This is a genomic window from Ornithinimicrobium panacihumi (assembly GCF_052073805.1).
Taxonomy (GTDB): domain Bacteria; phylum Actinomycetota; class Actinomycetes; order Actinomycetales; family Dermatophilaceae; genus Ornithinicoccus; species Ornithinicoccus panacihumi.
Genome location: NZ_JBQGWG010000002.1, coordinates 321,264 through 335,361 on the forward strand (window position 1 = coordinate 321,264; position 14,098 = coordinate 335,361).

The 14,098-nt window shown below is 68.7% G+C and carries 15 protein-coding genes; 8 read left to right on the top strand and 7 right to left on the bottom strand.

What is annotated here, in order from left to right; all coding sequences use genetic code 11:
• Window positions 1-140: 140 nt before the first annotated feature.
• From ACTMMA_RS03615 to ACTMMA_RS03625, 3 genes are all read right to left on the bottom strand, one after another.
• On the bottom strand, window positions 141-1,130 hold the full coding sequence (locus tag ACTMMA_RS03615; RefSeq protein WP_441188726.1) for an NAD(P)H-dependent flavin oxidoreductase: 990 nt from the start codon (window positions 1,128-1,130) through the stop codon (window positions 141-143).
• Window positions 1,118-1,903 (bottom strand): enoyl-CoA hydratase/isomerase family protein, encoded by a 786-nt coding sequence (locus ACTMMA_RS03620; RefSeq protein WP_441188727.1) that lies wholly within the window; start codon window positions 1,901-1,903, stop codon window positions 1,118-1,120. Before ACTMMA_RS03620 ends, ACTMMA_RS03615 begins: the two co-directional genes overlap by 13 nt.
• Window positions 1,904-1,973: 70 nt before the next feature.
• Window positions 1,974-2,765: a citryl-CoA lyase gene (locus ACTMMA_RS03625; protein ID WP_441188728.1), complete on the bottom strand. Its 792-nt coding sequence runs from the start codon at window positions 2,763-2,765 to the stop codon at window positions 1,974-1,976.
• 236 nt (window positions 2,766-3,001) lie between these two features.
• Between ACTMMA_RS03625 and ACTMMA_RS03630 the strand changes: the two genes are divergently transcribed.
• From ACTMMA_RS03630 to ACTMMA_RS03660, 7 genes are all read left to right on the top strand, one after another.
• Window positions 3,002-3,763, top strand: a complete 762-nt coding sequence (locus ACTMMA_RS03630; protein ID WP_441188729.1) for a GntR family transcriptional regulator — start codon at window positions 3,002-3,004, stop codon at window positions 3,761-3,763.
• Between the two features lie 91 nt (window positions 3,764-3,854).
• Window positions 3,855-5,039, top strand: coding sequence for a CaiB/BaiF CoA transferase family protein (locus ACTMMA_RS03635; protein WP_441188730.1), 1,185 nt, complete (start codon window positions 3,855-3,857; stop codon window positions 5,037-5,039).
• Entirely contained in the window at window positions 5,036-6,325 is a 1,290-nt protein-coding gene (locus ACTMMA_RS03640) for an MmgE/PrpD family protein (RefSeq protein ID WP_441188731.1), read from the top strand. Before ACTMMA_RS03635 ends, ACTMMA_RS03640 begins: the two co-directional genes overlap by 4 nt.
• 37 nt (window positions 6,326-6,362) lie before the next feature.
• Window positions 6,363-7,544, top strand: a complete 1,182-nt coding sequence (locus ACTMMA_RS03645) for an acyl-CoA dehydrogenase family protein (RefSeq protein WP_441188732.1) — start codon at window positions 6,363-6,365, stop codon at window positions 7,542-7,544.
• A gap of 53 nt (window positions 7,545-7,597) precedes the next feature.
• The gene (locus ACTMMA_RS03650; protein WP_441188733.1) at window positions 7,598-8,398 is read left to right on the top strand and encodes an HpcH/HpaI aldolase/citrate lyase family protein; all 801 of its coding nucleotides are present in this window, start codon (window positions 7,598-7,600) and stop codon (window positions 8,396-8,398) included.
• A 2-nt stretch (window positions 8,399-8,400) separates the two neighbouring features.
• A complete protein-coding gene (locus tag ACTMMA_RS03655) occupies window positions 8,401-9,237 on the top strand; it encodes an HTD2 family dehydratase (protein ID WP_441188734.1) in 837 nt (278 codons plus the stop codon).
• A 34-nt stretch (window positions 9,238-9,271) separates the two neighbouring features.
• Window positions 9,272-10,429 (top strand): acyl-CoA dehydrogenase family protein, encoded by a 1,158-nt coding sequence (locus ACTMMA_RS03660; protein ID WP_441188735.1) that lies wholly within the window; start codon window positions 9,272-9,274, stop codon window positions 10,427-10,429.
• A 39-nt stretch (window positions 10,430-10,468) separates the two neighbouring features.
• Here ACTMMA_RS03660 and ACTMMA_RS03665 read toward each other — a convergent pair whose 3' ends face one another.
• The 4 genes from ACTMMA_RS03665 to ACTMMA_RS03680 form a co-directional block, all read right to left on the bottom strand.
• Window positions 10,469-11,863, bottom strand: coding sequence for a glycoside hydrolase family 31 protein (locus tag ACTMMA_RS03665; RefSeq protein ID WP_441188736.1), 1,395 nt, complete (start codon window positions 11,861-11,863; stop codon window positions 10,469-10,471).
• Window positions 11,772-12,977, bottom strand: a complete 1,206-nt coding sequence (locus ACTMMA_RS03670) for a TIM-barrel domain-containing protein (RefSeq protein WP_441188737.1) — start codon at window positions 12,975-12,977, stop codon at window positions 11,772-11,774. Before ACTMMA_RS03670 ends, ACTMMA_RS03665 begins: the two co-directional genes overlap by 92 nt.
• 166 nt (window positions 12,978-13,143) lie before the next feature.
• On the bottom strand, window positions 13,144-13,338 hold the full coding sequence (locus tag ACTMMA_RS03675) for a hypothetical protein (protein ID WP_441188738.1): 195 nt from the start codon (window positions 13,336-13,338) through the stop codon (window positions 13,144-13,146).
• Between the two features lie 106 nt (window positions 13,339-13,444).
• Window positions 13,445-13,798, bottom strand: a complete 354-nt coding sequence (locus ACTMMA_RS03680) for a hypothetical protein (protein WP_441188739.1) — start codon at window positions 13,796-13,798, stop codon at window positions 13,445-13,447.
• A gap of 21 nt (window positions 13,799-13,819) precedes the next feature.
• Here ACTMMA_RS03680 and ACTMMA_RS03685 point away from each other — a divergent pair, with 21 nt between their 5' ends.
• Window positions 13,820-14,011 (top strand): hypothetical protein, encoded by a 192-nt coding sequence (locus ACTMMA_RS03685; RefSeq protein WP_441188740.1) that lies wholly within the window; start codon window positions 13,820-13,822, stop codon window positions 14,009-14,011.
• The last annotated feature ends 87 nt before the right edge of the window (window positions 14,012-14,098 follow it).

Below are 14,098 nucleotides of genomic sequence, written 5' to 3' on the forward strand. Positions count from 1 at the left end.
GTGATTCTCCTAAATTGGACGTCTTGACAACATTTCATGCTGGCGCAGTGCCACGAGTCCTCACATCGAGCCCCACCACGCTCATCCTCTAAAAAGCCGAGAACCGGCATATGCCCTTGCGGCCCGCCTCAGCCGGGTCGCTAGGCGAGGAGCGTCCGAAGCCGCACGTCCACCAACTCCACAGCCTCCTCGACGATCCGTCGTACGAGTTCAAGGACCGGCGGGATGTCGTGGATGATCCCCTGGGACAGCCCGACGGACCAGACACCGAGGTTCGGGTCTCCTTGCTCGTACACCGTCCGCCCGCGGGCGCCGGACACGAGGTCGCGGACATCGGCGAACTCCGCTCCGCCGCTGAGCAGCTCAGCCACTCGGCGGCTGACGTCGTTGCTTGCCACCCGGGAGGTGTTGCGGAGCTGGCGCATGATCAGCTGGGTGTCCAGTTCGGTCGCCGTGACGATCTGCTCCTTGATGTTCTGGTGGACCGGTGCTTCCTCCGTGCAGAGAAAACGGGTCCCCATATTGATAGCACTGGCGCCGAGCGCCAGGGCCGCCACCAGCCCACGACCGTCGGCAAAGCCTCCCGATGCGATCACAGGAACATCCAGGAGGTCGACGGCACGCGGGATGAGCACCAGCCCCGGGATGTCGTCCTCACCCGGGTGACCGGCACATTCGAAGCCGTCGATGCTGACAGCATCGACGCCGAGCTGCTGGGCCTTCAGGGCATGCCGGACACTGGTGCACTTGTGGATGACCTTGACTCCCGCAGGGCGGAAGGCGTCGACGTGCTCCGCCGGGATGTTACCCGCCGTCTCAACTACCCGGATTCCTGACTCGATGATCACGTCCCTGTACTCGGCGTAGGGAGGTGGAGTGATGGAGGGGAGGATGGTCAGGTTGACCCCGAACGTACGATCGGTCATCTCCCGGGTCCGGGCAATCTCGGCGGCCAATGCCTCCGGGGTCGGTTGGGTGAGGGCGGTGAGGAACCCCAGCGCCCCCGCCTCAGCGACGGCAGCGACCAGTTCGGCGCGCCCGACCCACTGCATACCCCCTTGGATGATCGGGTGTTCCACTCCGAATTGGTCGGTGAACCTTGTGCTGAGCCGGGCCGTCACAGCCGCCACCTGCCCTCGAAGGTCGGCTCGGTGCGCTCAACGAAGGCTCTGCGGGCGGCAGGAGCGTCCGTCGCGAGGTTCACCATCAGTGCACGAGACTCGGTATCCAATGCCTCTTCGAAGGTCGCTGTCATGGAGGCGTCCAGCATCCTCTTGGTCAGGGCAAGCGCCACCGGGGGGCCGGCCGCCAAGGCCGCCGCCGTGTCGGCGACGAACCGGTCGACGTCGTCGGCAGGGACCACCCAGGTCACCATCCCGATGCGCTTCGCCTCATCCGCGTCGATGATCTCACCCAGCAGGGCAAGTCGTTTCGCCTGCTGCAGCCCGACCACCCTCGGCAGGAGCCAGCTGCCGCCGAAGTCCGGCGACAGGCCCCGTCGGACGAAGATCTGCGAGAACCGCGCATCAGGCGTCGCGACCACGAGGTCGGCCGCCAGAGCCAGGTTGCACCCGGCACCCACGGCCACGCCGCTCACCTTGGCGATGAGAGGCTGCGGCAGATCGTGCAGAGACCTGGCCACGTCCGAAATGAAGCGCGTCCTGGTCAAGGGGTGTACTTCACGGCGGTAACCACCGACATCTGCACCGGCGCAGAAATCACCGTCGGCCCCGGTCAGGACGACGACCCGGATCGACTCGTCGTCCCGGGCGCTGCCCAGGACACCGGCGAGCTGTTCCCACCCGTGGTCGTCAAGGGCGTTCTTGCGCCTGGGGCGGTTGAGCGTCACCGTCAGGATGGCACCGTCCCGGTCGACCAGGACCGGGTCTGTCGTGCTGGGCATGGGCTTTTCTCCCTCGTACCGGCTGGCGGATGGAGCGCCGGGGGCAGCTCCCCCGGTGCAGAGCGACGGATCAGTTGAAGGTTTCGTCCACGTGCGCGTCGACGACCTCATCCTCGACCCGGAACCAGATCTCACGGGCCACCGGGTTCTCCATCTCCTCCCGGATGTGACCGATCAGGCCAACGGCTCGGGCGGCCACCCCCAGACCGCGCGCGACCTCGATCGGGAAGTCCAACTCGCACAGAAGGGCCCCGATGGCGCCGGTGGCATTCATCGGCAATACCTTGCCGTACTGGCTGGCGGCCTCCTCGGCGATCAGCTCCATGAGCCGGACGTACCGGCCCCGGTACCCGTGGGCACCCGCGATCTCGAACAGTCGCTCGGTCCGGGGATCAACCGGCTTGTGGACGGGATGCCCGATCCCGAAGATCTGTTTGCGACCGGCGCGGTACTCCGCGACGACGCCTTGGGCCACGTTCCGCAGTTCCTCCTCGGTCCGGGCCTCGCCGACGTGCTTCTTCAACATGAGAGCGGAACCCTCGGTGGTGCCGACGAACACGCTGCCGATGCCGAGCACCCCGGCCGCTATGGCGCCCTGGATGGACTCGGGCGCCCCCATGTAGGTCAGCCGCGCAGCGATCGCGCTGGGTGTCATCCCATGCTCGACCAGCGTCACCGCAATCGCGTTGAAGACCACCGACTCGTCGGGGGTAGGAAGGCGGTTCATGACCTCGAGAAAGGCCATGTCACCGAGATTGACGTGTCCGAGGATCTCGCTGGGCAGGTCCTTGCCACGAACGACGATGCGGTCACTGGTGCTCCAACCCATCTCGGACTGGATCGGCTGACGGGGTCGGGCCACGGAGACTCCTTCATCGCAGGTCGCCCGGGCACGGAACGTTACGCGGGCCACGGCCCATGCTGCCCCTTCCATTGGTGCTCGTCCAATACTAATACTCGCTCGACTGATGCTGTCGAAATATAGGTCCCGCCAGGAGCGCGTAGCCAGGCATCGAAATGTATGGTCATTTTGTCGGCCGCGATCGACGTCGGCTCATCCGGCGGGACGGGGCATCGGTCGGGGTCGGAGAGGACACCATGGGCAAGAGTCGCGCGGAGCAACCTGAGTATCAGCGCGTCGCCGCGGCAATTCGGCGCGGGATCCGGGAGAACCGCTGGGAGGAAGGCAAGCCTCTCCCCACGGACGCAGAGCTCGAGCGACAGTTCCACGTGAGTCGCCAGACCGTGCGTAGGGCTTACCTCGACCTGGTCGGAGAGGGACTGGTCTATCGCGTCCCAGGGCGTGGGACCTTCGCCACGCCCTCCTATCTGCGATACCGCCGTCCCTTCGAGACCGTCGACGACCTTTTGAGCCTGTCCCAGGACACTGAGCTCGAGATCGTCGAGCCCCTCGCCGGCGCCTTCGAGGCACGGGCAGCCGGTGAACTGCGCCTCGAGTCCCGCCTCATGTACGGTGTGCAGTTCCTCCGACGGCACAACGGGACCGTGTTCTGCTACACGTCCGTTCACCTTCCACCAGCGGTGGGATCGCTCATTGAGAACGTCGAGACTTTCACCACTCGAGGAGCCCGGACGACCGAGACGGTCATCGGCGCGCTCGCGTCCCACGGGGTCCAGATCGCTGGTGCCGAGCAGTCGATGACCGCCATCGCGGCTGGCCCCGCGACTGCCGAGCTCCTCGGCTGTCCACCGGGCCACCCGCTGCTCCACGCGGAGCGGCTCTACCTGGACCCGGCCGGGCGGCCGGTGGAGTGGGCGGTGTCCGACTTTCTGCCGGAGCACTACACGCACCGGCTACACCTGGGCCGACGACCCGCCACCACCCCCGAGGGGCCTTGACCTCCCAGACACAAAGCCCCAGCCGCACCGAGACGATTGACAAATGTACGGCTTTTCGTAACCATGGCCGTACATGACCACAGGAGGCGCCTTGCCCATTCTCGATGACATCACCGTCCTGTCTCTTGAGCAGGCCGTCGCCGCACCGTTCGCGACCCGCCAGTTGGCCGACCTTGGCGCCCGGGTCATCAAGGTGGAACGGCCTGGTCCCGGCGACTTCGCCCGCGGCTACGACGAGACGGTCCGTGGTGAGTCCAGCTTCTTCGTGTGGCTCAACCGTTCCAAGGAGTCCGTGGCTCTCGACCTGAAGACCGACCTTGGGCGTGAGGCTGTCCTGGCGCTCGCCTCACGCGCAGACGTGTTCGTCCAGAACCTCGCACCCGGTGCCGCGGAACGGCTCGGTCTCGGGGCCGAGGCCCTGCGGGCCGTCAACCCACGACTCATCCACGTCTCGATCTCTGGCTACGGCACCGGGGGCCCCTATACCCAGAAGAAGGCCTATGACCTGCTGGTGCAGTGCGAGGCCGGCCTAGTCTCCATCACGGGCACTCCCGACCAGCCGTCCAAGGTCGGCATCTCGGTGGCCGACATCGCTGCCGGGATGTATGCCTACAGCGGGGTCCTCACGGCGCTCATCCAGCGTGGTCGCACGGGTGAGGGCGCCACGCTGGAGGTCTCGATGCTCGAGGCGCTCGGCGAGTGGATGGGCTTCCCGCTCAACTACGCCGTCCACGGAGGGACGCCCCCACCACGGTCGGGGGCCTCGCACGCCTCCATCGCCCCCTATGGTCCTTTCCGGTGCGGTGACGGCAACCAGGTGTTCCTCGGCATCCAGAACGAGCGCGAGTGGACCATCTTCTGCGATCGCGTGCTCGGGGCCCCTTCCCTGGCGACGGACCCGCGCTTCGACCGCAACTCCCTACGGGTGACGAACACCAAGGACCTGACCGCCGAGATCGAGGCCTCGTTCTCCTCCAGCACCGCAGAGGAGGCGGCGGACCTGCTGGAAGCGGCCGGTATCGCCAACGCCCTGCTCCGGAACATGCACTCGTTCGCCGACCACCCGCAGCTGGCCGCCCGGGCCCGGTGGGCCGAGCACGACTCCCCCGTCGGTCCGCTGCGTGCCCTCATCCCGCCGGCGACGCTGGAGGGGAACACACCCGTGATGGGACCGGTCCCCACCCTGGGCCAGCACACCGAGGCCGTGCTCGCCGAGCTAGGCCTGTCGACCGATCACCGGACCAGCACCGGGTCCGTCCAGGAGGAAGCCCCATGAACCCTACGACCACAGGCTCCACCTCAGCCCGCGCCCTGGCCGAGTGGGCGCTGGCGCTCGACCCCACCAAGGACGACCTCGCCCTCGCCGATCGCAGCCTGCTCGACACCGTCGCTGTGGCGCTCGCCGCCCGCACGCATCCGATCCGACCGGTCGCCGACGTTCTGGCCGACGGCTCCGGGCCGCTCGCGGGCGACTCGGCCCGGTGGGCCCTGCTGGCCCACGTCATCGACTTCGACGACCTCCACCTGCCCTCGACCACGCACATCTCCACGGTCTGCGTCCCGGTTGCACTCGCCATGGCTGGTGACGACCCGAGCCTGGCCGCCCGCGCCTACCTCGCCGGGGCGGGTGTCATGGCCCGCCTCGGCACGGCCCTCGGCTGGCGGCACTACACGGCCGGCTGGCACGCCACCACCACGGCAGGAGCTCCCGCAGCCGCCGTCGTCGCGGGGGTGGCGCTCGGGCTGAACGTCGAGCAGCTGACCACCGCGATCGCTCTTTCGGTGCCCGCCGCCGGCGGTGTCCAGCGGGCCTTCGGCACCGACGCCAAGAGCATCCAGGTCGGCATGGCAGCCGCGGCCGGGGTCCGGGCGGCGCAGCTGGCTGCGGCCGGTGCCTCGGCCGACGCGCGAGCCCTCGACGCCTGGCTGCCGCTCGTCGACGGCGACCCGTCCCACACGCTGCTGACTAACCCCGCGGCAGACGCCGACACCGTCCCCGACGGGCTCGCGATCAAGGTCTACCCCGCCTGCTACGCGCTTCAGCGGCCCATTGGCGCCCTCCGCACCACGATGGGCGGCCCGGTCGACCCCGACCACGTGAAGGCCGTCCGCCTCACCACGCCAAGGGGCACGGTCACCCCACTGGTGCACCACGACCCCCGGACCGGGCTGGAGGGCAAGTTCAGCCTCGAGTACGCCGCCGCAACCGCCCTGCTCGACGAACACTCCGGCTTCCAGGCGTTCGACGACGAGGCCGTCCGTCGCGCCGAGGCACGGCGGCTTGTCGAGATCACCGACGTGACTCTTACCGAGGGCAGTGGTGAAGGCCTTCTCGACGGTGCTGTCGAGGTCGAGGTGGACCTCGCCGACGGCACCACCCGCCAGGGGTCCCTTGACCTGCCGCCCGGCTCCCCCGGTCTGCCGCCAACTGCGGACGAGATGAACGCCAAGGTCTCCGACTGTCTTCGCCTCGGTGACATCGCCGACGTCACGCCCAACGACATCTCCTGGGAGACCGGCGCTGCCCTCCTGTCCGCACACCTGGGCGCCTTCGCGCACTGAGCGCCCCACGCATATCCCCGCCCACGAAAGGACCCCCATGACCACCGAGCTGCTGTCCGAGGACGAGATCGAGATCGTCCGGCTCGTGCGCGAATTCGTCGACGAGCAGGTCAAGCCGGTCGTCAACGAGCTCGAGCACGCCAACACCTACCCCGAGGACCTCATCGAAGCGATGAAGCAGATGGGGATCTTCGGGCTGGCGATTCCCGAGCCGTGGGGCGAGGCCGCCGTCTCGCTGCCCGCCTACTGCCTGGTCACAGAAGAGCTGTCCAGAGGGTGGATGAGCCTGGCGGGCGCCATGGGCGGTCACACGGTCGTGGCGAAGCTGATCCTGTCCTACGGGACCCAGGAGCAGAAGGACAAGTACCTGCCCCGCATGGCAACCGGTGAGCTGCGCGCCACGATGGCCCTCACCGAGCCCGGTGGCGGCTCGGACCTGCAGGCGATGCGCACCACCGCCCGCCGGGACGGGGACGACTACGTCGTCAACGGGTCCAAGACGTGGATCACCAACGCCCGCAAGGCCGAGCTGATCGCGCTCATGGTCAAGACCGACCCCGAGGCCCAGCCGCGCCACAAGGGCGTCTCGATCCTGCTGGTGGAGAAGGAGGGCGAGGACGGTCTCGGCGGGTTCCACCTGTCCCGCGACCTGCCCAAGCTCGGGTACAAGGGCGTCGAGTCCTGCGAGATCGCTTTCGACGGCATGCGAGTGCCCACGGCCAACCTGCTGGGGGACACAGAGGGTGCGGGCTTCGCCCAGATGATGAAGGGCCTGGAGGTCGGCCGGCTCCAGGTCGCCTCCCGCGCCCTCGGCGTCGGCCGGGCCGCCCTGGAGGACTCGCTGCGCTACTCCCAGGAGCGCGAGGCGTTCGGCGTCCCGATCTGGAAGCATCAGTCGATCGGCAACTACCTTGCCGAGATGGCGACCAAGCTCGTCGCCGCCCGCCAGCTCACCCTCCACGCGGCGCGCGCCTTCGACGCCGGCCAGCGGGCCGACATGGAGGCCGGGATGGCCAAGCTGTTCGCCTCCGAGGTGGGCATGCAGATCGCCCTGGACGCGATCCGCGTCCACGGCGGCTACGGATACTCCACCGAGTTCGACGTCGAGCGCTACTTCCGCGACGCCCCGCTGATGATCGTCGGCGAAGGGACCAACGAGATCCAGAAGAACGTCATCGCGCGCCAACTGGTCAAGCGCGGGAACGTGGACCCGGTATGACGCCCAACGGCACAGGCGGGTCAGGCCCTTTTCGGGACCCTCGGGCCGAGCAGGTGCGGGCCGCGAGATCCTTCCTCTTCGTGCCGGGCGACCGACCCGAGCGCTTCGACAAGGCTGCCGCAGCGGGAGCCGACGCCGTGATTATCGACCTGGAGGACGCCGTCGGCTCCGAGCACAAGTCCTCTGCTCGCGAGGCGGCCGCCACCTGGCTCCAGGACGGCGGATCGGCCTGCGTCCGGATCAACGCCGCGGACAGCACCGAGCACGACGCAGACGTCGCCGCGCTCGGTGGCCTCACCAGCCTGGTCGCCGTCGTCCTGCCTAAGGCGTCCGGCCCCGCCGTCGCCTCCGCCGTGGCCCAGCGCACCGGGGCACCGGTCTTGGCCCTTGTGGAGTCGGCCGCTGGCATGCTGCGAGCCGCGGAGATCGCCGCGGCCGACGGTGTCGTCAGGCTGGCTTTCGGCCACCTGGACTACGCGGTCGACCTCGGCAGCGACAACGGACGCACCGCCATGCTCCACGGCCGCTCCACCCTCGTGCTGGCCTCCAGGGCCGCCGGGATACCAGGTCCGGTCGACGGGGTCACCGTGGCGCTCGACGACCCAGCGGTACTGGACGACGACCTCGCCCACGCCCGCGATCTGGGCATGACCGGCAAGCTCATCATCCATCCGCGTCAGGTGGACGCCACCCATGCCTCCTACCGTCCCTCGGAGGAGGAGGTGGTGTGGGCGCAGAAGGTGCTCGCCGCCGTCGATGGCGGCCCGGGTGGAGCCGTCCGTGTGGACGGCGACATGGTGGACGCCCCGGTCATCGCCAGGGCCCAGGACATCCTCCGACGGAAGGACCGCTGACCATGACCGACAACCCGACCACGGCCACCCGCACCGAGGTCATCGCCGCCGAGCCCGTGGAGTCCCTCGCAGCCGTGCTCGAGGTCGACGTGCCCTTCGGGACCGACGACCCCGTGCCGCCGCTGTGGCACTGGATGTACCTGCTGGACCGTCGTCGTCAGAGCGAACTGGGTCCGGACGGCCACCCCACCAGCGGCATCCCCGCCCCACCCGGCCCGGGCCGTCGACGCATGTTCGCCGGTGGGCGGGTGACGACATACCGACCCCTGGTCATCGGGGAGTCCGCCGTCAAAGTGACCTCGATTGCCAGGACGGTCGAGAAGGAGGGCCGGACCGGCCCCCTGACCTTCGTCACGGTGCTCCAGGAGATCACCCAGGGTGGCGACCTGGCGATCCGGGAGGAGCAGGACATCGTCTACCGGGTGCCCGGCACCGGGGCGCTGCCCCCGGCACCAGAGCCCCCCGCGCCGCCGGCGGGGCCGACGCTGAGCCTGGACGTCGACGAGCGGTTGCTCTTCCGCTTCTCTGCCCTGACCTACAACACCCATCGGATCCACTACGACCTAGGCTACGTACCCACCGAAGGATACGACGGGCTCGTCATCCACGGCCCGCTGCAGGCACTCATGATGGGAGACCACATGCGGCGCCAGGACATCAGCCTGCTCGGACGCACGTTCGGCTACCGCCTCGTCTCCCCCATGGTCGGCCCCCAGACCTTCACCGTAGTGCCCGGTCCGGACGGGCTCGAGCACGGTGCAGAGTCCCGCTCGGCAGCCGGCGCGATCTGCGCCGTGAGCACCCTGGGCGGAACGGCCGAGACGCCCCGACCCTCCTGAACGTGCACGCTCCATACCCACCGCAGGAGATTTCGTGACTCAAGGACCTGCTGTCGATCTCGCCCGGTCCCGTACCCGAGAGGTCACCGATCGGTTCGGGGACGACTACTGGAGGCAGGCCGACCTCGAACGTGCCTACCCCCAGGAGTTCGTCGATGCCATGGGGGCCTCCGGGCTGCTCGGGGCGATGATCCCGACGGAGTACGGGGGGCTGGGTTGGGATATCGCCGCCGCCTCGGCCGTGATGGAGGAGATCAACGCCAGCGGGGGCCACAGCGCGGCGTGCCACGCGCAGATGTACACCATGGGGGCACTACTGCGTCACGGGTCACCCGAGCAGAAGGACCAGTACCTGCCGGCCATCGCTTCCGGCGCGCTGCGGCTGCAGGCGTTCTCGATCACCGAAACCTCCGGGTCCGACACCTCGCGGATCGAGACCGTCGCCGAGCGCGACGGGGACGACTACGTCATCACCGGCCACAAGACGTGGACCAGCCGCATCTCCGAATCCGACCTCGTCATCGTGCTGGCCCGGAACTCGCCCCGGGGCGAGCGCCCCACCGATGGCATGACACTGTTCCTGGTCGACCTGCGCGAGGTCCGTGAGCACCGCCCGGACCAGGTGGAGGTCATCCCGGTCCGGACAATGTTCAACTACGCGACCAACCAGGTGAAATACCACGGACTGCGCGTTCCTGCATCGGCCGCCCTGGGGACGGTGGGTCAGGGCTTCCGCCACGTCATCGACGGATGGAACCCCGAACGCATCCTGCTGGCCGCCGAGGCGATCGGTGACGCCCGCTGGTTCGTCGAGCGCGCCTCCAGCTACGCCACCGAGCGGGAGGTCTTCGGCCAACCGATCGCGGTCAACCAGGGCATCCAGTTCCCCATCGCCGACGCCTACATGCGGATGCGCGCCGCGGACGCGATCCGGTGGGAAGCCTGCGCGAAGTTCGACGCCGACGAGCCGTGCGGCGCGGAGGCGAACATGGCCAAGTGGCTGGCCGCCGAGGCGAGCTGGGAAGCCGCGAACATGTGCCTGGACACCCACGGGGGCTTCGGCTTCGTCGACACGTATGACGTCGAGCGCAAGTTCCGGGAGACCCGCGTGTATGGCGTCGCTCCGGTCAGCAGCAACATGATCCGGTCGTTCGTCGCGACCAAGGTGCTGGGCCTGCCGAAGTCCTACTGAGAAGAACCTTCTACTGACGGGCAGGGACACCTTCGCCGGTCACATCCCGATGAGGTCCAGAGCCTCGAACGACACCGTGACCAAGTGGTCGCGGTGCGGATTTGGGTAGGATAGCAACAGGGACCGTAGCGTCGCGGAGTAGTACCACCCAAGGTCAGCTCGGTCGAACACCTCCCGGTCGAGCATCCGTGGAATGGTCTCGCCCTCGACAGTGACCCAGGATGCGGCACCCTCTGGGCACACGAGGTCCAAGGTCAGGTGTTCCACGCTGCTCGTGTACGACCCCGTTCGGGTGAACCCGATCTCGACCCGGCGGCCCGCTCGCATCGTGATCCGGGTCTGCAGCCACTCACCCCGCTCGAAGGCGCGGCTGTGCCCGTCGTCCTCGTAGAGCACGAACTCCCCGTCACGCTGCGGCGCACAGACGATCCGGAGGGCGGTGACCGGCTCCGTGCTCAGGTTGCCGATCTGCTGACCCGCCATCGGCACGATGCCACCGGCCCGCAGCAGCACCGGGATGCTGGTCTGGTCGACATCGATCTCCACGGTCTTACCGCCGTCGTACCCCCTTCGTGTGCCCAGGTCGAAGAACTGCTCGCCCTCCGGCAGGTAGACCCGCCGACGGGTCGTCCCCGGCCGAACCACGCTGGCGACGAGCAGCGCGTCGCCCAGCATCATGTCGACCGACTCGTCGTAGGTCGCCGGGTCGTGCTGGAAGACGCTGCACATCGGCTCCACGAGCGGCAGACCGGTGCGGTGGGCTCGGGCGGCCAGCGAGTAGAGGTAGGGGAAGAGGCGGTAGCGCAGCTGTACGGACTGCCGCACCAGGTCGGTACGGCCGGAGTACATCCAGGGCTCGGTCACGGTGTTGTCCGTGTTGGCCGAGTGGATCGAGAAGCGCGGCTGGAAGACGCCGTGCTGGACCCATCGGACGAACAGCTCGGCTGTGGGCGCCGGCCCGTGGAAGCCACCGATGTCGGTGCCCTGGTGGGCGACCCCCGACAGGCTCATGCCCAGCATCGTGGCGACGTTGTGCTCGAGCGACTCCCACGAGGTGGAGTTGTCACCCGACCAGGTCTGGGCGTAACGCTGGATGCCGGCGTGACCAGAGCGGCACACGACGAACGGGCGGGCGTCCGCGTCCCAGTCCTCGACCACCTGCCGCGTCACCTGACACATGAGGTTCGCCATCACCGACTTCAACCGCCCGACGGTCCCCCCGGCCCCATCGAAGTCGCAGCGGGCATCGAGGTCGACGAGGCTGTCGTACTCGCAGTTGTCGTTCCAGACCGACGTCGTGCCGTGGGCGAGGACGCTCTCGCTGAGCCGGCGACGCCAGACCTCACGTGCGCGCGCGCTGGTGAAGTCCACCAGGTGCCCCGGCCCGCCCCACCACCTTCCCGTGGCAGGCGCGTCGTCGGCGCTGTCGCGCACGAACAAGCCTTCCTCCGCCATCTCGGCCGCGTCCGGGTGCGTCAGGAGCACCCCCGGGCTTGACGTTCGGCGAGACCGTCACCCCGCGCTCGGCCATCTGCTCGAAGAACGCGGCGGGGTCGGGGAAGCGGTCCTCGTTCCAGGTCAGCACGCACCGCCGCAACCCGTCGGCCGTCTCCTGCTGCGTGTAGCCGGAGGACAGCTGGAACCCGTCGAGGGGTATGCCGTGACGCCGGGCCGTGTCCACGAAGCCGATGATCGCCTCGTCGCAGTGCCGCTCCAGTTCGGAGTAGTACATGGAGCTGCCGAGGTACCCGAACGCAGCGGCGGGCAGCATCGTGGGCCGGCCGGTCAGCCCGGTGTAGCGGCTGACGACCTCACGGATCGTAGGCCCGGCGACCAGGAAGAGGTCGACGTCCCCGCCGTCGGTGCGGTAGGTCGCGTGCGGCGGCCAGTAGTTGCTCCGCGAGCACCCCAGGTCGAACTCGCACGGATACGTGTTGTGGTAGAAGTACCCGACCGCGACGCGGGTGCCCCGTCCCAGCCGGACGAAGAAGGGGATGTGCTTGTACAGCGGGTCCGTGTGCTGCGGGTCGTAGCCCATGGCGTCGCGGGGGTCCAGGGTGATCCTCCGCCCGGCCTTGTTGAGCGGCCCGGTGGTCTCCCCGAAGCCGTAGAAGCAGTCGTCGGGCGCGATCAGGGTGGTGTGGATGCGCCGGCCGTTGGTGTCCTCGCGGTAGCCCAGCTCGGGCACGTCGGCGTGCAGCACGCTGCCGTCGACGTCGCGCACCACGAGCCGGAACGGCTCCCGGTCGACGTCCACCCGGAGCCGCTCACCGACAACGACCCAGCCGGTGGGCGACTCCTCGACGTCGATCCGGCCGGGCGCGACGCGTGTGCGCTCCGCGCCGAGCACGTGGTCCAGGCGGTCCTGCCACGCGGTGGTGACCAGGCTGTAGGACTCCTCGGCAAAACCGCCGTCGAAACCAGCACGGATGCGCAGGACGTCGGCCGTGACGAACATCAGGCGGATCTCGACGGCGTCGGTGAACACCCCGACGTGGCCCGTCCCCTCGTGGTGCTCGAGCCGCTCCACCCGGCGCGCCAACCGCATACCCTCCTCCTTCCTGTCTTCTACCGGCGGTCGTCCTGCTCGCTGTGGTGCTCGCCGGTATGGCCTCCGCCTTGCGCACCCGCAGGCGGGGGCACCTGTGGGTGGCGATCCGCCCTCGCTGCCCCGACCCACACCTTTGTTGTCGCCTTGGCGTCCGAGCTGCCGCTCAGTTGACGCTGCGGCCCGACGGCGACCAGAGCTTCCATGCGCTGAACCTCCAGGCCTGGCCCGAGAACCACCAGGCGGCCGGGAGGCTCGGAACGGCGGTCACGTCGTGGGCGGACAGGCACGGCTTCACGTTGGGGTGCACCTGCAACGAGCAGTTGGTGAAGATGTACCAGCGTTGGGGTCTGTCGGTCACGGGCACCACCGTGGGGTGGGTGCCTCCGCTGCGGCGCACGACTCTGGTGACCATGGTCAGAGAGCCACGATGAGGACGTGGTGGTCACTCACGTCGGCGAGGACCGTCAGCCCGCCAGCCCGTCCCTCGGTGCCCGCTCCTCGTGCTGCGCCAGATGCGCCTCCGCCTCCTCGATCGCGGCTGTGTCAGCCCTGGCCTCCGTGAGTGCCTTCTCCGCGTCGGAGATCCGACGCTGCTTCTCCTCTGCGGATGCAGGGAGCCGGTTGACGGCGATCTCCCCGGCGAGCACGAACTTCTTGGCCTTCTCGATGTCGGTCGGCTGGAGCTTGACGATGTCGCCCCAGGTCTGGTCCCGGACGGTGAGGTAGACCTCCCGGGTGTCCTCGCGCCGGACCGTGGACTTCTGGGCCAGGGCACCGACCGCCATACCGGCCCCACCGCCCAGCAGCGCGCCAGCCACGATCCGCTTCCCACCCAGGCGGTGCCCTCCGACGGCCTGGACCTGACCTCCACGTCCAGCTGGAAGACGGTGGTCTGGCTCAGGGGGAAGCTGTTGGGGCCGATCTTGACGGTCAGCGGGGTCAGCTTCACCGTCGAGATGGAGGCCTGCGGCGCGTCCTTGTGCGCCTCCTTGAGGGCCCGCTCCGCCTTCGCCACCGCGTTCCTGTGCTGACGCTGCGCCTTCTCCAGGCCCCTCCGGAGGGTCTTGCGCTCCACCTCGTAGCGGTAGGCCGGGTCGGTCTCTATCCGGGTCTGGTGC

Coding starts and splice junctions, on each gene's coding strand:
- ACTMMA_RS03630 (WP_441188729.1), top strand. CDS start 3,002: ATGGGCAAGAGTCGCGCGGAGCAACCTGAGTATCAGCGCGTCGCCGCG.
- ACTMMA_RS03640 (WP_441188731.1), top strand. CDS start 5,036: ATGAACCCTACGACCACAGGCTCCACCTCAGCCCGCGCCCTGGCCGAG.
- ACTMMA_RS03645 (WP_441188732.1), top strand. CDS start 6,363: ATGACCACCGAGCTGCTGTCCGAGGACGAGATCGAGATCGTCCGGCTC.
- ACTMMA_RS03620 (WP_441188727.1), bottom strand. CDS start 1,903: ATGCCCAGCACGACAGACCCGGTCCTGGTCGACCGGGACGGTGCCATC.
- ACTMMA_RS03655 (WP_441188734.1), top strand. CDS start 8,401: ATGACCGACAACCCGACCACGGCCACCCGCACCGAGGTCATCGCCGCC.
- ACTMMA_RS03670 (WP_441188737.1), bottom strand. CDS start 12,977: ATGCGGTTGGCGCGCCGGGTGGAGCGGCTCGAGCACCACGAGGGGACG.